We start from the raw sequence: 25,501 nt of genomic DNA on the forward strand, positions 1-25,501 counted from the left end.
TTAAGTCAATTCAATATAAGATGGTCCTCTGTTAAATTATCTCTGATCAAAGTAAATTCCAGCTCAGATAACTAGTTTTATAGCTTGACCATCTGTTCATTTATTTGAGATGTCTGAATTTTTAATTTTACTTACGAAAATATTTACTCTATTATTTAACTCTTCACTAAAATTATCCTCATTGAATTTTGCCTTCACGTGAATGTTGAATTCCTTTTCATGGTAACCACTTATCAGAGATGTTGAAAATGCTGAGGTGCTTTTTATTAAATTTCCACCCAAAGCTTTAGCTTTCACTAAAACAGTGTTATACCCATACTTGCTGTCCTTATCACTTTCTTTGCTTTCACACGTTAGGGCAAAGTGAAATGGTTTATTGAGTCCAATGCATTTTTTGATAACAGATTTTAACGGTGCAATTAAAAGTCCACCCCAAATTGGACCTACAATTATGATTGCTTCATACTGTTTTATTTTTTCTTTCGATACATTGATTGGAATGGGTATGTTGAGTAGTGATATAAAGAATAATAACCCTAAGTTGTGGATCATGGACTCAATCATTTCCATCTCACAATTCAGCTCTTTAGACAGCCTTTCTGCAATGAACTTGCTGTTATTGGTTTTGGAATAATACAGGATGAGGTACTTTTTCATAAGTTCTTTTTCAGTATGCTTTTTAGCTACAGTATGTGAATGTACATTTCTTGTTGGATGCAACAAAACTTCAGGGCTTTAAAATTTACGCATCAATGCAATTCTAAACACATGGTTCGGAAAAACCTAAAGGGAAACCGGCTAAAGACCTATTTCTCTTTATTAACAGAACTTTCCCTGGTGAGATAGGCAGACCCGATCTATTGGAGTGAGAAGGATAAATATGATGGTAAGCTCCAAAGTGTCTTAAGCAGAGGACTCAGTCTAGAATTTACTTATAGCATAGACTCTTCTCGTGGCTACAAGTCGAAAAATCGCACTTTAGACTTCATTTTATCATGTAGATTAAGACAATATAATATTAATAGACTGAAATTCAATCACTTGTCAGCTTTTGCAAGTATTGAGTCATCGCTTTTCAGAGATCGGTCTAAACACATTTTCATGAGTTTAATAGCCCTTTAAACAGGTAAAAAACATTTTGTTTAACAAATATTCGAAAATAGTTAAACAAAACTTAGGCTGTTACGTTTGACTATCTATCGTTAACTAAATATTTTAAACTTTTAAAGTCATGAAAAACAAAATTTCAATTTTCCTTTCAACAATTTTATTTGCTTCCATCACTCTTTTTACTTCTTGCAAAGAAGACGAATCTAACGATGACAACTCTTATGCAAAGGTTTTAGTAACCCATGCCTCACCAAATGCACCTGGCGTTGATCTTCTAATTGATAATAGCAAGCAAAACTCTTCGGCTCTAAATTTTCCCAATAATACGGGATACCTTAAGGTTGAGTCAGGTACACGAAACATCAAAGTGAACGTTACAGGAACTTCTACAACGGTAATAGAGGCTAATCTGATGCTTGCGAAGGATAACAATTACTCTGTATTTGCTGTAGATTCTGTATCAAACATTTCAGCAATTGTCCTTGCCGATGATCTTTCTGCCCCTGCAGCGGGCAAAGCGCATGTTCGCTTTATTCACTTGTCGCCCAATGCTCCTGCGGTTGATGTTGCTGTAGCAAGCAGCGGAGCTGTGGTATTTGGAAACAAAAAATTTACAGAGTATACTGCCTTTACACCACTTGATGCCGGTACTTACAATTTGGATGTGCGTGTGGCTGGAACTTCTACTGTCGCACTTGTATTACCCGCCATTACTCTGGAAGCCGGTAAAATATACACAGTTTTTGCAAAAGGGTTCCTTGGTGGAAGCGGTGCTCAGGCATTAGGCGCCGAAATTATCGTGAACAAATAAATTCAGATGTGCTCACATTAAAAAGCCCATATTTTGAATATGGGCTTTTTAATTTAGAAAAATTCCATATCCCACGTTATTCTATCTTCAATTTCAACTAGTAAACAAAATGTTTATCAATAAATATTTGTTTGCTGTTAAGAAATGTCCGTGTAGGCAATTTAATCATTGTCATAGCAAATATGATAGGCGATTTTGAATTTCAAAACTTAAAATATCATCAATTTCAATTTTTTTAAAAGGTATAAAATTCTATTCCATATTCAATTTGAATAGTTTTGCAATCATCTTCTTACCTTATTATTGAAATGTAAATTTGGGCTCAGTCTAGTAAAGTGCAAGCAGGATGAATTTATGTGAATCAAATTTTCGTATTACAATTACTGTCTTATCAATGTGAATCGTAATCAAGGGCAAAGCGTGATTTGTGAAACAATTTTTTCAAATTGTGTAAGGCATTCCTGAATGGTAGTAAGTAAGTTTGCACTGATATCATTTATAAGTTTAAATACAAGTCCTGCTAAACAATTCTAAAATTCAAAAAAAAGCACCATGAAAAATCAAATTCTAAATATAGTGTCCACAAACAATGTAACACACGATGTGTTGCGAATAATTACCAATAAGCCTAAGGGATTTGACTTTGTGCCCGGACAGGCTGCAAACATAGCTATAAATAAAAGTGGCTGGCGAAGAGAAGAAAGACTGTTTACTTTTACAAATTTACCTACGGACAATTCTTTAGAATTCACCATTAAAACATATCCCGAACATGAAGGGGTCACCAACGAGTTGTTACAATTAAAACAGGATGACAGTATAGTGTTGCATGATGTTTTTGGGGCTATTGCCTATAAAGGAGAAGGGGTTTTTATAGGCGGCGGAGCTGGCATTACTCCCTTTATTTCTATTTTTAGAAATCTGAAGGCAAAAAATGAAATAGGGAATAATATGCTGGTGTTTGCCAATAAAACAAAAGCTGATATTATTTTGGAAAGCGAATTTGATACATTGCTGGGGGATAAATTTATCAATATTTTATCTGATGAGCAAATTGAAGGTTACCATTTTGGAAGGATTTCGGAAGAATTCTTAAAATCAATCGTGACCGATTTTAATCAACAGTTTTATATCTGTGGTCCGCCACCAATGATAAAAGAGGTGGAAATGCAATTAATTAGTTTGGGTGTTGATAAAAATTCAATTACAAAAGAAATTTCTTAAATTAAAGAAACATGGAAACCGCAGCTAAAGGATTTAATCTAACGATTCCCGTAAATAACCTTCTCTTTTCTTATGATGATTTTGGAGATGGGAATATTCCTATTGTATTTCTGCATGGTTATCCTTTCGACAAATCGATGTGGCGTTTTCAGCTTGATTTTTTTAAAACTACTCATCGCCTTATAGCTCTTGACATAAGAGGGTTTGGAAAATCAAAGGACGAAACATCAGCCTTGAGCATTGATTTATTTTCGGAAGACTTAATCCGTTTAATGGATAAGTTAAGTATTAAAAAAGTTATAATTTGCGGCTTGTCCATGGGAGGATATATTGCGCTGAATGCAATAAAGCGATTTCCAGGACGCTTTGAGGCTTTAGTTCTTTGCGATACACAATGCATTGCCGATTCTCCAGAGGTTAAAAAAAAGCGCTATAAGACTATTGATGAAATTAATATGAATGGAACGGTCAATTTCAGTGATGGCTTTATAAAAAGTGTATTTTGCAAGGATTCCTTAGAGAGCCAAAAGGAATTGGTGCAGCAATTGAGAAGTGTTGTATTGGCTAATTCGAAACACATAATTACACAAGGATTGACAGCGCTTGCTGAAAGATCGGAAACATGTTCAACTTTGAATAATATTACCATACCAACATTGATCATTTGTGGGCGGGAAGATGTGGTTACTCCACTTGTGCAGTCCGAATTAATGCATGCGGCAATAAGAGGATCAAAATTGCAAGTAATCGATCGGGCTGGACACGTATCTAATCTTGAGCAACCATTGGAATTCAACAGCCTTCTTTTGAGGTTTTTAACAGATATAGGTCTGGGGGATGGAGATGAGGTGAGAGGAAATTAGACACTTTTTAAATAAGAACAAATCTGAAAAAAAGGTCTCACTAAAAATTTCAAGTAAAAAGGTCAATGGGACTCTCCATTTTGCAGCCAAGCAAAAGTGGGTTTTTATATTTAAATAATTTCTGTTAACTGCTTTATTTCAGTTTTAGCAATTTGATCACGGGTGATTTTGTAATGAATAAGGGCATTTCAACAATGCCCAAGGAGTACCCATATGATTACAAATACCACTATTGTGCCTATACAGCCACCACCTAATTTGTACGCTCCATATCCTGCAAAAAGTCCTTTAAAGATATTGTTCATTCTGGTTTAATTTATTTTGTAATTAATAATTAATCAAAGTTGATAATTGAAGTAGCTGTTTAAAATATTATTTGATAAGGATTTACTAATGATCTTTTTCCATGGTCAACATGTTTCTAAAATGGTTATATTTTGATCAAGGTATAAAATATTTCATTGTAAAGGTACTGTTGATTGACGTTTATTAGTTACATAATAATGGATATTAGCTACATGATTTACTTATTAAACGCTTACAAGGTTGATTTTGTATTGAAAAATTGTGTTGGGTTGAGATTGATCGGGTAGCATTGAATCAAATAATTGGAGCTGAACAGTCTTTCCTTCATTCAAATTAAACAGGAATGGGGCATTAAATTTATATAAACGTATCTTGACTTCAATTATTGAAAATCTTTTTACTTACTATGCTTAATTAATTGAAGTTAAATCAAGTTTTACTTTCATTTTAGATAACAATTTATGCATTCGTCGCATATGCTAAAAGGTACAGTGCATATTCCGCAAAGAAGAACCACCAAAAACGTTTATAAAACTTTTTAATGGAAGAATGTTGGCTCAACTTTATAGTAACCGCATTATATACGAAGAGAATTAACAAGAGAATATGTCCGTAAAAAAGTACTTTCGTTTCAAAGTTTTGAACATTTGATAAAAATAGTTCGGCGTATTTCACGGCAATGGTAAAGATATAGGCCATTGCTACCAGTAGATTGCCTGTTATCAAGACAAACCTGGGTGAATATAAGATGGCGAATGATTTAATATTGTATTGGGCATCGCCTTCTACATCCGGCAGATCCTTAAACCAGGATATGACTATGCTGAATACAATGATGAACAGGGTTAGAATTATTACATTCTCAGGCATCTCAAGGGAATTGTTGACCAGGTAGTTGAATACAAGGAAACCACCCGCGTTGAGCAATACTCCGCGAACGGCTGTTATAGCTATAGCTGCTGTTACATGGTGTTGCTTTAGATAAAATGGCGGCATGGAATAGGCCCAGCCAATGGTGGCTGCCAAGGTAATTATGCCAAATAGGTATGGAGAGATGTATAATGCGAGACCAAGACTTATCAATAATGCTGTGATCACAATGTACTTAGCTTGTTGCATGCTTAATACCTTGGATGGGATAGGTAGATATGGTTTGTTGATTTTATCTATGTTCACATCTGCTATCTGGTTTATCCCCACAATGAAAAGATTACAGGTGACTCCAATGCTTAGTGCCATTACTAAATAGGAAATAGATTGTGTTTCCTGTTTCTCGCATACGATGTAATACAAAGTGAGGATGCTAATTACACTTCCAATAATTGTATGCGGCCTGCTGAATTTCCAAAGTGTTAGGAGGGCGTTCATTTCATTTGATCAATTTGTATGATAAGAAGGGAGTTTAATTTGTTTCTAAGTCGGTATATTTTTACTGATTGTTCGTAATGAGCAAATAGCTTTTGGTATTGTGACATGGAGCGTGATTTTAGAACGGACACGAGGCCGTCCATTGTGATGGTTAGTAAATTGACCGGAACTATATAGGTTAAGAACAATCGTATGAAGGAGAAAGGAAGTATAAATGGAGTTAACATTAAATTGCCAATGGTTCCTGTGAATAATACTTTTATAAAGCAAATGAAATTTGGTTCGAGTATTTCTACTATAAATGCATCGGAACCGGAAAGCCGAATTTTTTGCACAATGTGTAATTTTTCTTCATCCTCAAAATGATGAAATGCATTAAACATGGTATAGCAAGTTCCTCGTTTGAATTCCATTTCCAGGACATCTGCACTTTGCATTTTATAAGTGATTCTATCATCATTTATTTTGAGATCGATTGGAAATTTATCACTGAGTGAGAGCCTGCTAAAGCAGTCGCTTTTTCTAAAAATACTTATTGCAGGTTCGCCGCTACCCGAGCAGAGATCTGTCATAGAAGAGCTTGTTCGAGATAAAGTTTTAAGATGTCTGATAAAAACATCATATAGATGAAACTTAGTTACAACAAAACCAATAAATTCTGTTTGAAACTGTCTTAAAATAGGAGGGTACCAACTGTAATCTTCAAGTTCTTTCATCAGGCATTGAATTTTTTTAATTTCATGAAATCATCAATGATTAATTTCGTGAAATTGATTTGTACCAATTAAATGGTTGCAGTCATTTCTACTTTATAATTGTTCTCAGAAAGTGATTGGACACTTTCATTATTTTCAATGCCTGCATTGCTATCTGGCAAACTGATAAAGAACTATAATGGAGATTATCTAAGATAATTTTACTCTACAAAGTTGATACATTTGTTTTAGATAACCATTACACAAATCTGAAGATAAGTTACATCATTGACACTTTTAGTTAATCGAAAATAAAGGCACATGCACCTTAATGTCACATATTGTACTGTGTTATTTCGTTGACCAGATATTGTGGGTGTAATTAAATTTGTGCTTGTCTATTTTGTAGTACCTGGTTCAAATTATTATTTAAGTTTCTTGTATTGCCTGAATATTTGTAAGTGTATGATTGGCTTGATTTATTGATTAGCTTATATCAGCATCATTTAATATGGATTCCCCAACCGGTCTAAATCAACTCAACCATCCATTTTGCAATACTTTGCCAAAGGGCTGTATTTGGGAAAAATATAACCAGGATGTTTGGAATCAGCCAGATGATTAGAGCTATCGAAAATGGATTAATAATGAATGCTTTTTTATTTGTTCTGTCATAAATAATAAGTGCAACAAACACCAACAAGGAAATCAGACTCATCAGGCCAATTGCTGCAAAGATATCCATGTTCATCCAGGTCATAAAAATGCGGCCTAATCCAGGTCCTCCAATTACAATTCCGCTGGAAATCATATATCTCATGTGTTTGGCTGTTTCACGTTTATTCAGTATTGCTTAAATATAAAAGATTAGGAATGGAATGGAATCAGTTGTTGGACTAAATACAAACGCCAGGGTTTCGGATTCAGATTTGGCTTCTGCAACGAACCGCAAGTATTGATTGTGGTAGGCTAATAGCATGGACACAAACATGATGGGAACCAGGAGGTAAGAAATTCTTCCTATCAGCCTGTGCGCTGTCATTTGGTTCTTTGCTATCAGAATAGGCTGGACAATCAGCATAATCAACCATAGGGTTAATGCGACAGCATGGAAATGATGGATGTTTTTTAATCCTGAAAATTCAGGAAATAGGGAAAAGTATTTTTTATAAAAACCGACAAAGGTTATGAGGGCAAGTATTCCAAAGAAATAGGCCAAATGTTTATATCCCTTTTCCATTTTAACATCGTTTTACCAGGCATAGATATTTGCATTACAAATATAATAAATTCTATAAAAAGCAGGGATTTTTGCACACTAAATATTTAATGGGGTATTAAAATACCTTTGCGACAGGTGCATTAAAATTTGGAGTAAGGGTGGTTACGATAAGTCGTGGACATGCTTCTGTTACATATCCATATAGGTAGATGCTTCATTTGTAAATTTTTCCTGGTCGCTGGTTTCAATTTCCACCCTGAATTTATGAATGGATTTTTCAAATTTTGCAGAATTTAGAAATTCCGGACCGAAATGAATTAATATTACTCCCGAGAAATTATCGAATTCAATGATCAGATTTTCTTCATCTTTGAAATTCGTACCCGCTTTAATTAATTGCCCCTTGTAAATGAAGTCATTTTCACAAATTAACTTGAACGAATTTCTGGTGAGTGTGCTGAGAGCGGTTTCCGAACAGCTTGTTGCATAGGATGAGCTTATAATTCCAGTGTTGTGAAAGTTGCCTGAAACCCTGGTTTCCAAAATTAACTCAATTTCAAATTTACTTCTAATCGTGTCACTTCTTCCATTGTCTATCTGATGGATGTACATTTTTCCATTTCCAACGATTTTGGATGAATATTCACAACAGCATGTTATGAATATTGAAAATATTATTAAAGATAAATAGAACTGAAAAGACTGCTTTAATTTTTTCATCAGAAGGGTGTTTTTAATTTAGATAAATAGGTTTAATAATTTGCTTTTGTATAAGCACATTTTAATAACTTTATTCGAAGATAGGGTATTTTTGAAATTTTCAGCATAATGTCCATTATATAAGTTACTTTTTATCTAATGGTTAATTTGGGGTTATTTTATTAATTTTTGTTAAAAGTAAGTCCAGCTCTTTCAAGTTCTCTGTTTAATATGGGTATAGATGTTTTACCCATACCATGAAATTTTAAAACTTCTCTTTCCGAAAAATTTGAAAGTTGTTTTAGGCTTAAGATGCCGGCATTTTCTAAAGCCCGCCTTGCCGGGGCTGCAAGCAAAGAAAGAAAATTGTCATTCGGCTTTCGCTCTTCTTCACAAATAGGACAAATAGGACAGTCAGAACTTTTATGGAATTTGTGTCCATTTTTGCAAGTTTTTAATGTCTTTGAAGGCTCCATTTTTATTTTCATTTCCCTCTTATTTGGGTTGTAAGGCAGATTGACCAGGAATGAAATTAAAGCTTTGTCCCCAAGATTTAAAAGAAAAATTTAAAATGGTCTTAGAGTACAAAAATTAGTTCATCCGGTATTTTAATTATGTAACAATGATACGGAATTGTGTAACATTTATTCAAATACCCCTGGCTATTTTTGTCTTTTACTAAATCTATTATTTTCGTTTCATCATTTTAAATTATGTATATGGATTACCCATCAGAACCAAGAAAAATTACCTGGATCATTGGAATGCTTTGTGGCATACTTGGGATTATTGGTCATTATGCAGATGTTCAAATTTTAAAGGAGCATAACTACACGCTTTTGCTTATTGGTTTCATAGTATTGGCAATAGGAACTTCAGTAAAGGGAATTTGATGGTTATGGTGTTAACACCGTGCTTTTTGTTGGCAATAGTAAAAAGTAATACAGGGGTCAATTCTTATACAAGGACTTGCAATCGATCAAAATAACTGAATTTAGGATAATCATACTTATTAAGAATGCTTTTATACTATTTGTATTATCATTTTATTTTCTTGATTTTATGAAGATTGATTTTGTACGATCATTTTTCTAATCAGTGAAATTTGCCCTAAATGATAATAACTGTGCTCAATTACCCCTTCAATATTGCGCAGCAATGTCCCATATTTTTCATCTATAAATGGCTGGTCAAAATCTTTGTCCTCCATTTTTTCAATTTTTGTCGCAAACTTTTCCGAATTACTCAAAAATTCAGCAACCAATTTGTTCCACTCTGATTCAGAATGAATGGACGGAAGATCAAAACTGTATTGGTCCCTGATTTCAATTTTCCCATTTTCAAATGCACTGAGCAATCCGGCCAAATAATAGTTTATATGGTAGGTCAACGCCGCAATGGTATTTAAGTTTTCAGCTTTCTGAGTGGCCTGCTGCCAGTTTACACTTAATATTTGTTCTCTATAGTTGGTATTGGCAATCCATCGCCCATTTAAAAATACTTCCCGGAGTCGGCTTGCAATAGTTAAGTTTCTGTTCATAAACTAAATTTTTACAAAGTCTGTACAACGCTACCTTCAGCTCTAATAAATCTTTAATGTTGTACCATTTTCTTTGCCTGACTTACCCAATTCGGTGTCTTGTCTACAGTCTGTCTAAGCATTAAATTTAACTGAGCAGCATGATGTTGAATGTGCCGGAGGTTATACAACAGAATTTCAAATAACGAATAATTTTTGTAATCGTTGATCCATCTTTCATTCAATTTCTCATCCGTCAATGTGGAAATGAGTAGTGTGGCCTTTTGTCGGCAATGGTCTAAGTAGGAAATTAATTCTGTTCGGGAATATGTTCTGTCCGGTTTCTTTCCGTTTGGGTCAAACTCCGAAAAGGTAAATGGTGCAGGAGGCATAAATTTGTTGGGTTCTGTCGTCAGGTAATAGTCTGTCCAAAAAATGCAATGGTAGGCGTTGTACCAAAAATTCATTTCGGTGTCCCAATGCTCATCAGGACACATACTTATTGCATTTTCCAGCATGTCAAGACTGGCACCGAATTGGTGCCAAATAGCAGTTTTGATCGATGTTATTAGGTCCATAAAGTTCTATTTAGAGTGTTTTACTTTTTTGTTTGGAGAGAAACGCTTGTTTTGCAAATATAAGGACTTTAAATTTTTTTTATTGAGTCGAATAATAACAATAGACTTTAAGCAACAGGGTGAATGCAAAAGGGTTTTCTAATGTTTTCATGCAGTTCTAGACAACTGTAAAGCGAAATAGGAGGGTCAGAATGCTCCGTAATTTATTCCTTGCTTCATTCTAACGTTGGAGCAAGTATCCTCTTTATTGTGTATTTACTAAGTTAATCGAAGAAAGTTGTATCAGCTGAAGAAAAGTTAATGGATCCAATTATATCTTCAAAAAATAATCTATCAATCATAGTGATTTATTTTGTTCAAAATGTGCACGAATAGGCTTTATTAGATATGCTCACCCTACAAATATACCAAATCGCAATATTTGCAACTGAGATTTAGTGCTATTTTATGTCAATAACTAACTTTATATATTTTTCCTAAAGTCGGATATGCTTACCAATTTTATTGACATAGCAACCCCGGAATACCACAAATATTTTTCTTATACCTTAAATTTTCACCTGTCGTTTAATTGGAGTTAAACGAATTGTTGCTTTATAGCGAGCAGCTTTGATTATAGTTTATGATTACCAAGGCCCTGTCTTTTTTACTTGATAAAAACGCTTTCCATCAAATCGATAAAGTCCTTGACCCGTCCCCCACCACATATTGTTTGATCTGTCCTGGTACATACTCTGTACACAACAGTTGATCCCGTCTTCAACCGTGAATACGGTAAATGCATTTGGATTTGGCAAAGGAATGGAAGGGTCAAATCTTGTGGTGCTGCCACGTGCTGTAACCCAAATAATACCATATTGTTCTATATAAATACCCCAGAACTCGGTGCCGCCTAATCCGTCTTTAGGAGTGTATTCTGTTAATTTTTTTCCATCATATTTGCAAATACCGTTTTTCATGGTAAACCAAATATTTCCTGCTTTATCTTCAGCTATACCTCCTGCAAAGTTATTCCCCAAACCTATCTTATCGGAAATATGGGTAATTGTTTTTCCAGCCGCTTTTTGTGATTCTGATGGATCGTATCGAAAGACGCCATTTTCAGCTGTAGCAAACCAAATGTTTCCACTGCTGTCTTCCATGATGCCGGTAATATGCACCTGCGGAATCAATTGGAATAGAGAAAAACTTGGGCCTCCTCTAATTTCAGCAGTTGGGTTATAGCGAAAGACACCGCTGTGTGTACCTACCCAAACAGCACCGGATCGATCAACAAGGATGCCTTTACGACTTATTTCGTTTTGGCTAAGACCATCTTGCTGATTGTAATTTCTAAAATATTTTCCATCGTATTTATAAACACCCTGATCGGTCCCAAACCAAATATTGCCATTTTTATCTTCATTTATGGCATAAACTGTGTTGTTAATAAAACCATCGGGATTGGAATAATAAGTCAGGGTTTTTACATCATATTTAACTACGCCTTCACCTAAAGTGCCAAACCATAAATTCCCTTCCGAATCCTGAAAAATACTCCGGATGTATTGACTAACCAGGGTAGTGTCAAAATCAGGTGCCACAGCAACTGCATTAAAATTTCTTACTATTGTTGGATTTGGTTTGCCGGTAATTTGATCTTTAATTGTGCTTTTTTTTTCTTGCCCGAGGCAGGATGTGAAAATGATTAAAAAGACAAACCTCAATATTTTGTTCAAATTCATAAGTAAGAATTGTATTGATTAAATTTTTATTATACTCAATTTAACCAAATTTTCTGTATACTATAAAATCTTTTTAATAAAGTCTCTGGATATTGTTTATTGTACCAGAAATACTTGTAATATACGTAATAATTGTTAATTTCTATTTAATCATGTAAATTAGTCTGGCCGCTAATGTCCAACTTAGTCCTTTAATTCTGATGGGTAGTGAAGCTTTAAAATTAATTCCCATCTTTTTTGTAAAATTGTACGTTGTCCCAGCTTGTATTAATATGGCATCTTTATTCGCATAAATAATTTTGTCATTGACATTTACTTTGTCAATTGTTTCAATATTGTAGCTAAGCAATCGTGTATATGCTAATCCAATATTTAAGTTCCAATCGTAAAATTTATCTTTTTGGAAGACACCTATAAGCCAATCAATATGGACCGGTACTTCGACATGATTTAGCCATACTTGTCCGTATTGTAGTGCAGGATAATATTTTGGTAAAATATATTCCCCGTTTTGACTAAATAAAATTTCCATTCCCAATTGCGAGTGTCTAGTTATTTTTGCGGTTCCAATTATTCCTGTATTCAGTCCGATATAATTAGTATTTCCATTTCCCTCGAGCGCAGCAAAATTCAATCCAGCTGTAAAGCCGGCATTAAATCTTGAACCTTGTGCATCACTATATATAAGTATAAAGAAACTAAAACTGAAAAAAAAAAGAAACGATTTATTATACATGAAATGGGTTTAAAAGTCTGCAATAATTAGTTTTTTCATGCCCATCAGTTTTTTGAATGCTCCTGGTTTTTGGTTGAGCTCTTCCCAATTGTCAGGGCATACCTGCCAGCTTAAACCATATTTGTCTTTCAGCCATCCGCATACACTTTCTTCGCCACCATTTACGGTGAGTGCATTCCAGTAATAGTCAATTTCTTCCTGGTCTCTGCAAGGAATCATAAACGAAACAGATTCATTGAATTTGAATAAAGGTCCAGCATTTATGCCAATAAATCGCATGCCTAAAATCTCAAATTCAACGGTGAGTACTTTACCGGCAAAGTCTTTTTGAAAGTCAGCCAGCCCTTCATCTTCTGTCATAGGGTAATAGGTAATATGAATCAGTTTGCCGTCCTTAAAAATGGTTAAGTAATATTCTGCTGCTTCTTTGGCATTTCCGTCAAACCAAAGATTTGGTATTATTTTTTGCATGGTGTTTATGTATTAATGAAATGAAAATTTCGGAGTTGTCTGTCAAGCAATGAAAAGTTTTTTCAGAATAACTGCTTTTTTTAGGTTTTTATTTTTGTACTTTTCAATTTGTCCATGTAGCGAGCAAGCTTATCTAAATAAAATCCACCTTAAAACTAACCACTATTTCTCTCCAACCATCCCTTCACTGCCATTTGAAATGGCTTAATAAATTCAATAAACTCCGGAGTATTCTGGGATGGTTCTGCAGGAGGGGTGTCTAAGGCTTTCTGTAACCTGAGCATGTTGGGTCTGAAGACATGGCTACTGCCTTTAAACTGATGATCCAGAACCCGACACACTACATCAATTTGCAGCAGGGTCAGGTCACCGGAATAAACAAAGGATTTGGCAAGAGCCATCTCTGTAGCTTTGGTAATGGATTGGAGGCTACTGTTGATGGGGTCTACAAAACGATCTGGATGCTCCGCGGAGTATTGATCCAGAAAATTATAGACCCAATGAAAATCATAGTGTCCATACCCGTCTGAACGCTGCAATTTACCGATCAACTCATCTTCCCAATTTGGGAGGGATTTAAGGCGGCTTGCAGCAAGATCCCTGACCCATTTTTCTTCATCTTTTGTATAGTTAAGTAGTGTTTCAACAGAGTTTTCCTGTTCTATGGATGGCATGAGATTTTCCTTCTTCCAGTCTTCTGTTGATTGCTTGGGTACCTTGATATTCATCGAGATGACAATCTGGGGAATCATCACGATTACAATACCCAACAAACAAGCAATCACCAGTGGAAACTTATAGAATCCGGGAGGTATAGATTCGCGCCAATGCGGATTGAGCAATATCGCATAAGGGATGAGCATCAATAGAGGCAACCATACACTGCCATAGTAAACAGGTTTGGACAAGATCCTAAGTATTCCTGTGGTTTGGTCTGTACTCATCTCTGTACTCAACATTGCGCAGAATACAACACCGGCAATCATGCAGAACCATAAAATACCCACCAGGAAATTTCGGGATAGAGTTGCTGAGGAGAGCCAGTTAAACCCGCCTTTAGATGTGATGCTTATCGTCAACAACAAACTAAACAGAACATACGCTGCTATTAAACCCAAGCCAATAAATCCAGAGACCATGAGTCGTTCGCCGGTAACATTCGTTTTCTGGATATTTAAGATGGCCAGACCAATATAGTTGATGGTTGTAAGGGCAAGAAGGATATTTGAAAACATAGATGGATATGATATTTGCTCAAAAACGAAGATCTGAAATCATTTTTGTATCACCAAAGAAAAAGAGATTACTCAAGGAATTAATAAGTCAGGTAAACTTTATGGGGATTAAGTAGAAATTAAGCAGCCTTAATAGATTGATTAAATAGATTCCGACACCTCATATAGTTATCGAATGAGAAATTCAGATCGGCCTTTTTCATTTTAGCTAAAACTGATTTAAAAAGCGTAAAGAACAAAATACTGTTTGAGCTCGCTTGCAGCTATGCCAATGAATTTATGACAGGTAGGCCTAGAGCCATTATTACTGCCTACGGCGAGTTTATTTTGTTTAGCTTTTTAAAACAGTTTTAGCGTTAAGAAATGAAAACAGCCTTGATTTTTTTTGGTTCTTTTTTGTATTAAGACAAAAAAGAACAATGATACTAGGATGGAATTTAGGACAACTTTAGTGGAGCACCTCTCCACCAGTTTATAAAACCATGTGATTTTGCTGCATTGCAAATAATTGATTTCAATGGTATGGGAATTTATTTGTTAACGTTTTCAGATACCTTTGGTCAAAGACCAAGCTAACTAAACGGAAATGAAGTCAGGGTTCGAAATATAAAAATGATTCTCCACAACAAACTATATTATTGATACAAATTATGCGCTACAAAATTTCCAAACGCCTGCCAAATTTCTGAATAACGGGCATGGTACACCAAGTCAGAAAATAGAAAAGCCAAAAGCACAATCAAGTAGGGTAACCATTGCTGCTTTTTTGCTACATCGATAAGAAATAAGCTTGCAGCAATTGCGGTTTTTAAATATAAAACAATCGGAAGTATATTGGCTGCTCCTATGTCAGGGAAATAACTAATTAAGATTCTGTTCATAGGTGGACCAATCATGAGTATCGCCGTCCCAATGATGAAGCGCATATGCATGGCTGTAATTTTTCTATGGTAAATAGCCAGAGAATAAAATAATACAAACATGAACAGTTGCATCCATGTGATGGATTGAATGGCCATCACATCAACAGAAGTTTTTTTAAGAATGCCCGCTTGATAATTTTCCTTTGCAACAAAAAACATAGATGTCATAATAAAAGGCGCAAGGACATAAGTCAGTTTTCCCAAAAAACGATGTGCTGTAAAACCTTTGTGGTAAATCAATACAGGTTGTACAACCAGTAATAAAACCCAGGCACCCATCAATGCGCCATGAATATGGTGTATCCAATTAAATTTAGTAAACTCCGGAAAATGTTTGAGGTAAGTGGCATGAAACCCTATGTGTACAATAATAAACATAAGGATCATACCGGTAATGATAAGTTTAATGTTTGTCTGTGTGATATGATTTATGGATGCCTGTTGCATAGTGGATATTGTTTAAATTGATCTTTCCTTTATGGTTTTGAATTTGAATAGAAGCTATTTCTTGTTTAATCATAAATAGTTTTATCACTGTATCCGAAATCGGCCTCAAGAAGGGAATATTCGGGGCTAACGGTAAAGATAAATAAAAAGAGGAATGGAGGATATCTGTTTCAATTATACAACATGCCTAACATATATTATAGAAATAAAATAGGCCCGAATTTGGAAAATTTGAGGGGCTGCTTCACCGGAATATGGGGGGCAATTTGAAACGGAATAGGATGGGCAGATTGCTTCGGAATCTACATCATTAGTTTTGATTTGTAAAGTTATCGAAAACCCGGAGAATGTCTTTTGGCTTAAAATTTTCCTACTCGTTTGGCTCTTTGGTTATAGACCTAAAAGCTATGTCCCCAATTTTAATATTTCTTAGATTACTTGAAATAAGATTATTAACATTATTGTTTCATAACCTTATAAACCTCCTTGCCAATTTTGAGTAAATACAAACCACTTTGATATTCAGAAATGTCTAAAGAACTTCCATTTCCACTTGCAATTCGGACTCCATGGACATCACTCAGGACAAAATGTTCGTAGACATTCCATGATATTAAGTTGGAAGTAGGATTAGGCCAAATATTCAATTTTTTATTTTGCGATTCTTCTTCTACAGCGGTGGTCTCATCCTGAATATAAATGTTAAATTTCATTGTCAACTTTGCTGATTTTCCATCACTGCGTCTGTAAATAAGTGCCTGACGAATCGTAACCGAATCTCCATTTTTACAGGCTCCCGGGAATTGACCGATTCTGACTTGCACATCATTGATGTCAAGCTCGGAATAAATAAATGAGTTCACTTGCCACCTGGTCACTTTACCATCATTATCAAACCAGTGTCCCGGATAAAATGCAGTAGAATTACTGTCCAGACTTCCATCCGGATTAATAGCATAGTATTTTATTTGGTTGCCAAGTTTTTGATTGATTTCTGCTTCTGGCAATGCAAATGCATCTTCTATCAAAACAGAATTAAGTTTAATTCTATTCGCATCATAATTTGATCTTGGCTTCATGATGACGTCGTGGGTTAATTCTATATCTTTTAAGGGACCCAAAAAATTGCCTGATAAATCTGTGTTCTCAAATTTGACTTGGTATGGCCAATGTTCATCATTAGAGTTGTCATCGTCCCAGGCGTGTCTCCAGTGCTGCTGAGGTGCTCCTGTTACAATGAGCCACAGATGGGTACAATTTTCAGGACTTGTAAAACTAAGTGAAGATTTCGGATTGGCCCCATTTGAGTATTGGACACTTTTAGCTTCACTGTAAATGCGTTGACCATTGTTCAGAAGCGCAACAAAACCAAAATTCCACCCGGCTTGTTCAATATTTTTTGACCTGTAGGTCGTGTCACCTGCCAATCCCTCAAAATTTACTTTTATTTCTGTTCCCGGTGCAGGTACTCCAAGTTTTATACTGTGATAACCGTAATTTTCCAGGCAAATGCTCCGATCTACCTGCCAAAAGCTATCAGCCGTAAAATTCATTTTCACCTGAGGTCTTTTATGAATATAGTCTTTACCAGAAACTTTTAAGGAAGGAATATCCCAGGTAGTCAGGCGTGCTGCATGTTCGTAAATTTGGCTATTAAAAGCTGCTTGATCGAGGTTGTTTAATCTTTTATAGGCTTCTACAGGATCTTCAGGTCTTCTGGACGCTCGCCAAAGTTTCCCTATAAAGTCAATGCCATTTTTATAGGTCCAGAATTCAGTAATGAAATAATTAGCGTATCTGGTATTTTCGTGAAGGATGTGCAGATGGTTGTTTTGAATGTAATTGTTATAATCTCCATCAACAAAAAGTTGTTCAGGATATACTTGATAGGCCATCCATTGTGCGCACTGCTCCCAAAACCCATTGCCACCTACACCATTATCACCCAATCCATACCTGAATCCACCTTCAGTACCACAGCCGGTTATGTATTGAAAGCCATGGCCAATCTCATGTGCCACCACATGATCTCCATTGGCAGCGGCAGGACTTACAAATATGGTAGCCACTGAATCGTCTTGTCCTGACCCGGAAGCATGCCAATCGGTGGTGTACAATAAAAAGATCATAAGCTTATATTGATCGGTGACCGAAGAATCTTTAATGGCAAATTTTAAGGAATCCAGCATGATGCGATAAGACTTCTCAGCTACTTCAATTAAATTTTTCATATCCACTGTATATGGAGAAGGAGAAATTGAAGGATCGGCGCCAAATCCAGGTTCCCAAAACACGACCACGTTTTCGGTCTCAACACTCCTGGCATAGCTCCATTGACTGTTGTCATCATTTAGGTCCATACCCGTATTGGTAATAAATCTAGGGATGTACACGGTCTTTTGTGCTCCAAGAGATTTAATAATAAATAAGAGAGCAAACATGATCACTTTAATTCTAAAGGCTTGCATATAAATTGAAAATTTAAGCTTTTGCAAAGTAAGTACTTTCCTAAAGATATTATCTCATGCAATCGTATTTAGTCTTGAGGAACAAGATCCAGGAAGTCTGCTCTACGTAGTCCAGTTCGCTGCCACAGCCTGCGTCCTTGTGCAGGATGTCGTCAATATTTTTAAAGGTTTGTTCGAACATAATTAATTTCTCTTGTCATCCATTCGTAAAGCTAATAATCTGGTCGGGTGTAGTGGTAAATTTAGTTGTTTTGGTTTTACAAAGGGTTGTTTCTTGTTTTTAAGTATAGTATTCGAAAATGTCCAAAAGTGCCTTGAAACCGTCTTCTGACATAAAGTTAATAAAATTGGAATGGATTTAAAAAGTTGCTATTTAGCGCCATAAATAACCTAAAATATATGGGTAAAATTCTCTGATTTTGAAAAATTAAGGAGTCAGTTTCACCGGAATGGTGGGGTCAACATGAAAAGGATTAGGGTGGGACACTTTGCTCCGGAATCTACAGTCGGCTTTGCAAGCTCTATTAAAAACCTTGGCCGAGTAGGTGGATGTGCAGTTTATCAATGTGCTTGCAAATTATGAGAATTTATTTCGGCAGAATAACTCATTTACTTTTCACAAAAATTGATTTTAATATTTCGAGCAGGTTCATAGCCTAACTCAATGCTCCGGTCAATATCATTGCATCCCCTTATTGTATTGCCACTCATTAAATAAGCCAAGCCCCGATTATAAAAGCATATGGCATAATCGCTATTGATATTTATGGCCTTGTCAAAGTCATTTATTGCATCGTCATAGTTACCAAAAAGTAATTTAATATTACCACTTAAATTCCAGTTTTCAGAATTCACTTCATCTTTTTTTATCAGATTGTTGGCATCTTCAAGTGCACTGTCATAATTTCCCAATAGCTTTTTAACAAATGCACGATTATAAAGTGCATCCTGAAAATTACTATCAAACCCTATAGCTTGATTATAATCGTTAAGCGATCCACTTAAATCACCTAATTCTTTTTTCACAAGAGCTCTGGCAAAGTATATATTAGGATTATCACGACTTTTTTCTATTGCTTGATCTAAATCCTTTTGTGCTAAATCGGTATTTTTTAAAAAGCGATTGGCCAGACTTCTGTTATAATACAGCACAGCGAATTCGGGATTTAAAGCAATTGCTTTATCAAATGATTGAATAGCTTGATAATACTTACCTTCTTTAAGTAATATAAGCCCTTCCAAATCGTACGCTATAGAATTGTTTTGATTTATTTCAAATGCCTTGTTTAAATTTTCTCTACATGATTCAATATTATTTTCTATTAAATAAATGGTAGCCTTTTTTAGATATTCAAATTCTCTATTAAAATTAAGTGCTATAAGTGTATCTAAATCAGTAATTGCTTTTTTATAGTCACCAATTAAAATATAATCATCTGCTCGGTGTTCAATTAGCTCCTTGTTATTAGGGTTAATTGAAATAGCTTGATTTATGTCATCTATTGCACCCTTGTAATCCATTGCTAATATTTTAAGCTTCGCTCTTTGATCGTATATGTATATAGAATACGGATTAAGATTAATAGCCTGGTTATAATCGCGTAAGGATTCTTGGAGTCTACCCATTCTTCGAAGCAAGACTGCTCTTTTCATATAAGCATCTGGAAAGTTTGGGTCTATAGCTATTGCATTGCCGTATTGCAATATTGCTTGCTCCCAAAGACCAAAGCGTAATGATATATCACCTTCGTTTATCAATTGGAGATACTCAATTTTCTTTGAGGATTGCGCTGTTAAGTCAAAATTTATGCTTAATAAATAGACAAAAATTATTAAATATTTGAAATTCATTTTATGATTTTTATAATTGAGTAATTGAATAAAGCATTGACAGTACTGTCTTTTGTACGACGCAATACCTTTTAAACCTACCGGAAGGTGGCGAATAAGAGGCACTACATTGTCAAACAAGTACAAACATTGATAGAAGCATAAAGTTTCATTTGACCACTGAATCGCCAATTTCTTGTAGCTGCTGTCATGCGTTCGTGCTGTTCTTCTCATTATGATTTAACAGGAAGCTTCCACTATTTTCATTGGTGACTTTGTCGGAATAATGCGATTGAGTTTCAGTCCTGCTGATTCAAACAAATTTTTAAATTCTTGTTCAGTCCGCTCAGCACCTCCTAACATCACCTGCATGTGCAAATCATAAAATAGCGAAATGAGTGTATAGGGTTCTTCTACAACCTGCTCAACAAGTAATATTTTGCCATTAGGTTTAATATTTTTGCGACAGTTTGTAAGTATTCTTATAGCATTTTCATCATTCCAGTCATGAATAATCGTTTTCAGAATCATGCAGTTTGCAGAAGGTATGGAGTTGAAAAAACTTCCTCTCACTATATCAACCCTATCTGAAACGTTTTCTAATACATGCTCTTTTACAGCACTGTCCATGTCGAAAAGAATCCCTTTTGATTGGGGAGATTTCTCCAGAATGGCTTTGAGCAATAAACCTTGCCCTCCACCAACATCACAAATCGTATCAAAGGCACTGAAGTCGTAAGCTTCCGCCACAACAGGAGCAACCATGGTTGTCATCATGGTCATGTAATGATTGAAGGGTTTGCCGTATTCCTGATTGGCATCAAGAAATTGAAAGAAAGGTTGACCAAAAACATGATCGAAAGCAGGTTCGCCTGATTTCAAGCAATGCTCAAAATTCATCCAGCTATCACGCCATGGCGGTGCACTAATAAAATTTGCCGAACCATATAAACTTCCTGGTGTATTTTTTAGAAAACAAAGTCCTACCTCAGTAAGTGAATAATAATTTTCAGTAATGTTCACTAAGCCAATTATGGAAGCGTATCGTAAAGTCCTTGCTAATACATTGTTATTTAGTTTACATTTTTCTGCAAGTTCATCAATTGAATTGATTCCCGAATCAATTGCTTCAATGACCTCATTTTTAATAAGTGAAGTAAGGATAAATGAATTCATCATTCCTCCTAGAATCTGAAATGCACGGACTGGTGCTGGTGTTTGAGTTTCCATATTTTTTTATTGTTTAATAATTTACATCAATTGTTTTTGTGAAAATTAATTTACTTATAGTCAAGTTTGAAATTCATAGACCAACCTAGCATGACGCATAATTCTAAAATTGGTCTATAAAAGACTTATGAGATCTTTCAAAGGTTTTTTACCTGTTACATGATTCATAATGTATAAAAATACTAATCATTATAAATATGGCAAAGAGTTTATCAAATTATTTTGAATTAGTTTTTTCACAACCTGACGTTTTGCAGCTACAAGAATTTGGCGATTTCGGAGACGAAAACTTTCTGCCACCGCTGAACTTGATACGAAGCACAAAGCTTCATTTAACCACTGAACCGCCAATTTCTTATATGCGCTGTAATGTGCTGACCGGCTATAAGTCTTGTCTTGGTGCAATTGGGATAAAATATTCTAATGCAAGATTTGTGATGTTAATTTTCTTGTGTGAATTGCAAAAGCGTATGATATCTAAACGATGGTTGTAAATATGCTGTGCACTGTCATTAAGCTGCAGACTGTTTATAAAGATGCTCTTGAAATTCTATAAAAAGACGGCTGATATTGGACACGTCTCCTAAAATGCTCTTGGCATCTTCTAAGGATTGATACTTATTTGTGAGCAAGATTGGAAGTTTCTCCTGGTCAAGTTCTTCGACCCCTGTCTCAATATATTTGCTCAACACAAATTCTATAAACTCTTTTTGTTTGTTGTTCAGCAAAGCAAAGATGGTCGCTTGTGCGGCCGCGACTCTGGCTTCTCTGGTCATGGGTTTGATGTCGCTGTTAAACACATATTCCAACACATCAAACAAGTCACTTTTTTCAGCGTCAATAAGCTTTTGTAAAGTAGTCAATTCCTCTCTGCCAAAACCTGCTGCGTCCAATTTTTCCAAAAGTGTCCTCCTTGTAATAGGGTTGCTCCAAAGGGTTCGCAATTCTTCTTCACTCTTGAAAAGGTTTGGCAATTCGCCAAAGAGATTATTCAAAAATTCTTCTGCGGAAATGGGTCTGCCGTCAGCACTCCAAAACGATGTAGAAACCATGGATTGTATTTCTCTTTCCTTGCCATCCCTGAGTTTTACTTTAATTCGTTTGCGTTTTTCTTTCTCTTCGCCTTCATCACCGGCATCTTTTGGTTCTTGAGGCTCTATGGGTGTTGAGATCGTTTTGGTTGCGGATGGTTCCGGCTCTATTGGATCGCCATCCCATTCTGGGTCGGCAAAGTGGTGATAAGCATCTACAAAATCATAGATGGTAAAAAAATCTTTTCCATCAAACAACCGCGTTCCCCGTCCTACTATTTGCTTAAACTCTATCATGGAGTTTACCGGGCGCATCAAAACAATGTTACGGATATTCCTCGCATCAACCCCTGTGGAGAGTTTTTGTGAAGTGGTTAGAATGGTCGGGATTGTTTTTTCGTTGTCTTGAAACGCTCTTAAAAACTGTTCACCTATTTCACCATCGTTTGCGGTTACCCGAACACAATAATTCGGGTCTGTGCTTTTCTTGTATTGATTTACTAAATCACGAACCGCTGCGGCGTGGTCCTGAGTGGCACAAAAAATAATGGCCTTCTCTTTTTGATTGGCATCGTCCATGTACAGCTGAACACGTTTTGCCTCTCTTGCTTTTATCTCAATGATTCTGTTGAAGTCGGGTTCGGTGTAAAGTTTTCCTTCTTCAATTTCGCCTTCAATAATCTGGTCATCGCTAGTGTAGATATAATCGTCAAGCGTTGTCTTGATGCGCTTAACCTTAAATGGCGTTAAGAATCCATCGTTGATACCTTCTTTGAGTGAATAGACATAAACAGGTTCTCCAAAATATTTGTACGTATCCACATTGTCTTTTCGTTTTGGAGTGGCAGTTAATCCTAACTGCACTGCAGGCGAAAAATATTCTAAAATTCCTCTCCAGTTTCCTTCATCGTTTGCGCCTCCCCGGTGGCACTCGTCAATGATGATGAAATCAAAATAGTCTTTTGGGTATTGTCCGAAATTGAATTGCTCATTTCCAAATTCCACAATTGGTTCTGCCGCTAAAGAAATTGGTTCTGTGGGTTCTATTTTCTTTACGACTTTTGCATTGGTCATAAAGGTTTGAAAGATGGTAAAGAAGATGCTGCCGTTTGTAGGCACTCGTCCGTCTTTGCGTATTTCCTTCGGATTTATCCGCACCAAAGCATCTTCGGGGAATGCTGAAAATGCATTGTAGGCCTGATTGGCTAAAATGTTTCTGTCGGCTAAAAATAAAATTCGTGGTCTACGGCTTCCGTCACGTTTTAAGTTCCACCGTGTTTGAAATAATTTCCAGGCAATTTGAAAGGCAATGAATGTTTTTCCTGTACCTGTAGCAAGGGTTAATAAAATTCGTTGAGCATTGTTGGCGACTGCTTCTAGAGTTTTGTTTACGGCAATTTCCTGATAGTATCTTGCTCCTTTTGTACCGCCTACATCTTCAAACGGAATGGCAGCAAACTTCTCAAACCAATCATTTTCAATGGTCAATTTTCCATTTTCAATTGCATAAGTTTTATCCCAAAGTTGCTCGGGCGTAAGGTAATCTGCTACCAGTCCTTCTGCACCGGTTTTCATGCAGATGCTGTAAATGTCTTTGCCGTTGGTGCTGTAGGTAGTTTCCAAGTTGAGTTTCTCGGCATATTGTTTGGCTTGAGCCACCCCTTCACCAACGCCCAAATCATCGCTTTTGGCTTCTATTACTGCCAGTTTAATTCCCTTGTAAACCAAGACATAATCGGCAGTCATTTTTTTTGATCTTACGCCACCAGTTTGAATTTTACCTGCGGTAATGTTGTATTCGCGAAGGATTTTAGAACCTTCTACAACGCCCCATCCGCATGCCTTTAATTTCGGGTCTATGAGTTCCGCTCTTGTTTCTGCTTCGTTCATAATTTGCTGCTTTTAATAGCGAGGGGCGTTACCGCCACGCTAATGTATTCAGCCCTTTCAGGGCTTTTAGTGGTAATCTTTTTCTTGTTTGCGAGGGGCGTTACCGCCTCGCTAATGTATACCGCCCCTTCAGGGCTTTTTGTGGTATTCTTTTTCTTGTTTGCAAGGGGTGTTACCGCCACGTTATCATATATCGCCCATTCAGGGCTTTTAGTGGTAATCTTTTTCTTGTTTGCGAGGGGCGTTACCGCCTCGTTATCATATATCGCCCTTTCAGGGCTTTTAGTGGTAATCTTTTTCTTGTTTGCAAGGGGTGTTACCGCCACGTTATCATATATCGCCCATTCAGGGCTTTTAGTGGTAATCTTTTTCTTGTTTGCGAGGGGCGTTACCGCCTCGTTATCATATATCGCCCTTTCAGGGCTTTTAGTGGTAATCTTTTTCTTGTTTGCGAGGGGCGTTACCGCCTCGTTATCATATATCGCCCTTTCAGGGCTTTTTGTGGTAATCTTTTTCCTGTTTGCGAGGGGCGTTACCTCCTCGGCATCATATATCGCCCCTTCAGGGCTTTTTGTGGTAATCTTTTTCTTGTTTGCGAGGGGCGTTACCGCCTCGTTATCATATATCGCCCCTTCAGGGCTTTTTGTTGTAATCTTTTTCTTGTTTGCGAGGGGCGTTACCGCCTCGCTATCATATATCGCCCTTTCAGGGCTTTTTGTGGTAATCTTTTTCCTGTTTGCGAGGGGCATTACCGCCTCGTTATCATATATTGCCCTTTCAGGGCTTTTTGTGGTATTCTTTTTCTTGTTTGCGAGGGGCGTTACTGCAACGTTATCATATACCGCCCCTTCAGGGCTTTTTGTTGTAATCAAACGCCCGGGCTTTTTGTGGTAATCTTTTTCTTGGTTGCGAGGGGCGTTACCGCCTCGCTATCATATACCGCCCCTTCAGGGATTTTTGTGGTAATCTTTTTCTTGTTTGCGAGGGGCGTTACTGCAACGTTATCATATACCGCCCTTTCAGGGCTATGATAAAATTGATCTAATGTTAGCCCCGAAGGGGCATCATATATTAAGATAGGGTGAAGCCCTATCAAGTGGCAAAGCCACGAATCCCAAAGC

24 protein-coding genes are annotated in these 25,501 nt (G+C 36.3%); 5 read left to right on the forward strand and 19 right to left on the reverse strand.

Features of this window, described 5'->3' with window-relative positions; genetic code table 11:
- Positions 1–96: 96 nt before the first annotated feature.
- The gene (locus IPJ53_08945) at positions 97–723 is read right to left on the reverse strand and encodes a flavodoxin family protein (protein MBK7799226.1); all 627 of its coding nucleotides are present in this window, start codon (positions 721–723) and stop codon (positions 97–99) included.
- A 508-nt stretch (positions 724–1,231) separates the two neighbouring features.
- On the opposite strand from IPJ53_08945, the gene IPJ53_08950 reads away from it, so the two are divergent.
- From IPJ53_08950 to IPJ53_08960, 3 genes are all read left to right on the forward strand, one after another.
- A complete protein-coding gene (locus tag IPJ53_08950) occupies positions 1,232–1,921 on the forward strand; it encodes a DUF4397 domain-containing protein (protein MBK7799227.1) in 690 nt (229 codons plus the stop codon).
- Positions 1,922–2,473: 552 nt separating this feature from the next.
- The gene (locus tag IPJ53_08955; GenBank protein ID MBK7799228.1) at positions 2,474–3,145 is read left to right on the forward strand and encodes a flavodoxin reductase; all 672 of its coding nucleotides are present in this window, start codon (positions 2,474–2,476) and stop codon (positions 3,143–3,145) included.
- An 11-nt stretch (positions 3,146–3,156) separates the two neighbouring features.
- A complete protein-coding gene (locus IPJ53_08960) occupies positions 3,157–4,008 on the forward strand; it encodes an alpha/beta hydrolase (protein ID MBK7799229.1) in 852 nt (283 codons plus the stop codon).
- A gap of 765 nt (positions 4,009–4,773) precedes the next feature.
- Here IPJ53_08960 and IPJ53_08965 read toward each other — a convergent pair.
- From IPJ53_08965 to IPJ53_08990, 6 genes are all read right to left on the reverse strand, one after another.
- Complete coding sequence (locus tag IPJ53_08965; GenBank protein ID MBK7799230.1) at positions 4,774–5,682, reverse strand: homogentisate phytyltransferase; 909 nt, start codon at positions 5,680–5,682, stop codon at positions 4,774–4,776.
- Positions 5,679–6,398 (reverse strand): hypothetical protein, encoded by a 720-nt coding sequence (locus IPJ53_08970; protein MBK7799231.1) that lies wholly within the window; start codon positions 6,396–6,398, stop codon positions 5,679–5,681. The genes IPJ53_08965 and IPJ53_08970 overlap by 4 nt, the downstream gene beginning before the upstream one ends.
- A 508-nt stretch (positions 6,399–6,906) precedes the next feature.
- Positions 6,907–7,197 (reverse strand): hypothetical protein, encoded by a 291-nt coding sequence (locus tag IPJ53_08975; GenBank protein MBK7799232.1) that lies wholly within the window; start codon positions 7,195–7,197, stop codon positions 6,907–6,909.
- Positions 7,198–7,230: 33 nt separating this feature from the next.
- Positions 7,231–7,617 (reverse strand): hypothetical protein, encoded by a 387-nt coding sequence (locus IPJ53_08980; GenBank protein ID MBK7799233.1) that lies wholly within the window; start codon positions 7,615–7,617, stop codon positions 7,231–7,233.
- A 171-nt stretch (positions 7,618–7,788) separates the two neighbouring features.
- On the reverse strand, positions 7,789–8,319 hold the full coding sequence (locus IPJ53_08985) for a hypothetical protein (GenBank protein ID MBK7799234.1): 531 nt from the start codon (positions 8,317–8,319) through the stop codon (positions 7,789–7,791).
- Positions 8,320–8,480: 161 nt separating this feature from the next.
- Positions 8,481–8,774, reverse strand: a complete 294-nt coding sequence (locus IPJ53_08990; protein MBK7799235.1) for a hypothetical protein — start codon at positions 8,772–8,774, stop codon at positions 8,481–8,483.
- Between the two features lie 243 nt (positions 8,775–9,017).
- Here IPJ53_08990 and IPJ53_08995 point away from each other — a divergent pair, with 243 nt between their 5' ends.
- Positions 9,018–9,191 carry a hypothetical protein gene (locus IPJ53_08995; GenBank protein MBK7799236.1) on the forward strand — a complete coding sequence of 58 codons (174 nt, stop codon included), beginning with the start codon at positions 9,018–9,020 and terminating at the stop codon, positions 9,189–9,191.
- Positions 9,192–9,358: 167 nt separating this feature from the next.
- Here the strand turns inward: IPJ53_08995 and IPJ53_09000 are convergent, their stop codons facing one another.
- The 10 genes from IPJ53_09000 to IPJ53_09045 form a co-directional block, all read right to left on the reverse strand.
- Entirely contained in the window at positions 9,359–9,838 is a 480-nt protein-coding gene (locus IPJ53_09000; protein MBK7799237.1) for a DinB family protein, read from the reverse strand.
- Positions 9,839–9,891: 53 nt separating this feature from the next.
- A complete protein-coding gene (locus tag IPJ53_09005) occupies positions 9,892–10,395 on the reverse strand; it encodes a DinB family protein (GenBank protein ID MBK7799238.1) in 504 nt (167 codons plus the stop codon).
- Positions 10,396–11,021: 626 nt separating this feature from the next.
- Positions 11,022–12,119, reverse strand: a complete 1,098-nt coding sequence (locus IPJ53_09010; protein ID MBK7799239.1) for a regulator — start codon at positions 12,117–12,119, stop codon at positions 11,022–11,024.
- Positions 12,120–12,261: 142 nt separating this feature from the next.
- Complete coding sequence (locus IPJ53_09015) at positions 12,262–12,855, reverse strand: hypothetical protein (protein ID MBK7799240.1); 594 nt, start codon at positions 12,853–12,855, stop codon at positions 12,262–12,264.
- 9 nt (positions 12,856–12,864) lie between these two features.
- A complete protein-coding gene (locus IPJ53_09020) occupies positions 12,865–13,326 on the reverse strand; it encodes a VOC family protein (GenBank protein MBK7799241.1) in 462 nt (153 codons plus the stop codon).
- A 155-nt stretch (positions 13,327–13,481) separates the two neighbouring features.
- Positions 13,482–14,561 carry a hypothetical protein gene (locus IPJ53_09025; protein ID MBK7799242.1) on the reverse strand — a complete coding sequence of 360 codons (1,080 nt, stop codon included), beginning with the start codon at positions 14,559–14,561 and terminating at the stop codon, positions 13,482–13,484.
- Positions 14,562–15,196: 635 nt separating this feature from the next.
- A complete protein-coding gene (locus IPJ53_09030) occupies positions 15,197–15,931 on the reverse strand; it encodes a hypothetical protein (protein ID MBK7799243.1) in 735 nt (244 codons plus the stop codon).
- A gap of 458 nt (positions 15,932–16,389) precedes the next feature.
- Positions 16,390–18,399: a DUF4859 domain-containing protein gene (locus IPJ53_09035; protein MBK7799244.1), complete on the reverse strand. Its 2,010-nt coding sequence runs from the start codon at positions 18,397–18,399 to the stop codon at positions 16,390–16,392.
- 609 nt (positions 18,400–19,008) lie between these two features.
- Positions 19,009–20,250: a tetratricopeptide repeat protein gene (locus IPJ53_09040; protein MBK7799245.1), complete on the reverse strand. Its 1,242-nt coding sequence runs from the start codon at positions 20,248–20,250 to the stop codon at positions 19,009–19,011.
- Positions 20,251–20,469: 219 nt separating this feature from the next.
- Complete coding sequence (locus IPJ53_09045; protein ID MBK7799246.1) at positions 20,470–21,459, reverse strand: hypothetical protein; 990 nt, start codon at positions 21,457–21,459, stop codon at positions 20,470–20,472.
- Between the two features lie 197 nt (positions 21,460–21,656).
- On the opposite strand from IPJ53_09045, the gene IPJ53_09050 reads away from it, so the two are divergent.
- On the forward strand, positions 21,657–21,953 hold the full coding sequence (locus tag IPJ53_09050; GenBank protein ID MBK7799247.1) for a hypothetical protein: 297 nt from the start codon (positions 21,657–21,659) through the stop codon (positions 21,951–21,953).
- 18 nt (positions 21,954–21,971) lie between these two features.
- Here IPJ53_09050 and IPJ53_09055 read toward each other — a convergent pair whose 3' ends face one another.
- The gene (locus IPJ53_09055) at positions 21,972–24,380 is read right to left on the reverse strand and encodes a DEAD/DEAH box helicase family protein (protein MBK7799248.1); all 2,409 of its coding nucleotides are present in this window, start codon (positions 24,378–24,380) and stop codon (positions 21,972–21,974) included.
- Positions 24,377–25,252, reverse strand: a complete 876-nt coding sequence (locus tag IPJ53_09060; GenBank protein ID MBK7799249.1) for a hypothetical protein — start codon at positions 25,250–25,252, stop codon at positions 24,377–24,379. Before IPJ53_09060 ends, IPJ53_09055 begins: the two co-directional genes overlap by 4 nt.
- Positions 25,253–25,501 lie beyond the last annotated feature (249 nt).

This window comes from Candidatus Vicinibacter affinis (genome assembly GCA_016714365.1).
In the GTDB taxonomy this organism is placed as follows: Bacteria; Bacteroidota; Bacteroidia; order Chitinophagales; family Saprospiraceae; genus Vicinibacter; species Vicinibacter affinis.

Excerpts from the sequence above, each read along its gene's own strand:
- IPJ53_08950 (MBK7799227.1), top strand. The coding sequence starts at position 1,232 with ATGAAAAACAAAATTTCAATTTTCCTTTCAACAATTTTATTTGCTTCC.
- IPJ53_08955 (MBK7799228.1), top strand. The coding sequence starts at position 2,474 with ATGAAAAATCAAATTCTAAATATAGTGTCCACAAACAATGTAACACAC.
- IPJ53_08960 (MBK7799229.1), top strand. The coding sequence starts at position 3,157 with ATGGAAACCGCAGCTAAAGGATTTAATCTAACGATTCCCGTAAATAAC.
- IPJ53_08965 (MBK7799230.1), bottom strand. The coding sequence starts at position 5,682 with ATGAACGCCCTCCTAACACTTTGGAAATTCAGCAGGCCGCATACAATT.
- IPJ53_08970 (MBK7799231.1), bottom strand. The coding sequence starts at position 6,398 with ATGAAAGAACTTGAAGATTACAGTTGGTACCCTCCTATTTTAAGACAG.
- IPJ53_08975 (MBK7799232.1), bottom strand. The coding sequence starts at position 7,197 with ATGAGATATATGATTTCCAGCGGAATTGTAATTGGAGGACCTGGATTA.
- IPJ53_08980 (MBK7799233.1), bottom strand. The coding sequence starts at position 7,617 with ATGGAAAAGGGATATAAACATTTGGCCTATTTCTTTGGAATACTTGCC.
- IPJ53_08985 (MBK7799234.1), bottom strand. The coding sequence starts at position 8,319 with ATGAAAAAATTAAAGCAGTCTTTTCAGTTCTATTTATCTTTAATAATA.
- IPJ53_08990 (MBK7799235.1), bottom strand. The coding sequence starts at position 8,774 with ATGGAGCCTTCAAAGACATTAAAAACTTGCAAAAATGGACACAAATTC.
- IPJ53_08995 (MBK7799236.1), top strand. The coding sequence starts at position 9,018 with ATGGATTACCCATCAGAACCAAGAAAAATTACCTGGATCATTGGAATG.
- IPJ53_09000 (MBK7799237.1), bottom strand. The coding sequence starts at position 9,838 with ATGAACAGAAACTTAACTATTGCAAGCCGACTCCGGGAAGTATTTTTA.
- IPJ53_09005 (MBK7799238.1), bottom strand. The coding sequence starts at position 10,395 with ATGGACCTAATAACATCGATCAAAACTGCTATTTGGCACCAATTCGGT.
- IPJ53_09010 (MBK7799239.1), bottom strand. The coding sequence starts at position 12,119 with ATGAATTTGAACAAAATATTGAGGTTTGTCTTTTTAATCATTTTCACA.
- IPJ53_09015 (MBK7799240.1), bottom strand. The coding sequence starts at position 12,855 with ATGTATAATAAATCGTTTCTTTTTTTTTTCAGTTTTAGTTTCTTTATA.
- IPJ53_09020 (MBK7799241.1), bottom strand. The coding sequence starts at position 13,326 with ATGCAAAAAATAATACCAAATCTTTGGTTTGACGGAAATGCCAAAGAA.
- IPJ53_09025 (MBK7799242.1), bottom strand. The coding sequence starts at position 14,561 with ATGTTTTCAAATATCCTTCTTGCCCTTACAACCATCAACTATATTGGT.
- IPJ53_09030 (MBK7799243.1), bottom strand. The coding sequence starts at position 15,931 with ATGCAACAGGCATCCATAAATCATATCACACAGACAAACATTAAACTT.
- IPJ53_09035 (MBK7799244.1), bottom strand. The coding sequence starts at position 18,399 with ATGCAAGCCTTTAGAATTAAAGTGATCATGTTTGCTCTCTTATTTATT.
- IPJ53_09040 (MBK7799245.1), bottom strand. The coding sequence starts at position 20,250 with ATGAATTTCAAATATTTAATAATTTTTGTCTATTTATTAAGCATAAAT.
- IPJ53_09045 (MBK7799246.1), bottom strand. The coding sequence starts at position 21,459 with ATGGAAACTCAAACACCAGCACCAGTCCGTGCATTTCAGATTCTAGGA.
- IPJ53_09050 (MBK7799247.1), top strand. The coding sequence starts at position 21,657 with ATGGCAAAGAGTTTATCAAATTATTTTGAATTAGTTTTTTCACAACCT.
- IPJ53_09055 (MBK7799248.1), bottom strand. The coding sequence starts at position 24,380 with ATGAACGAAGCAGAAACAAGAGCGGAACTCATAGACCCGAAATTAAAG.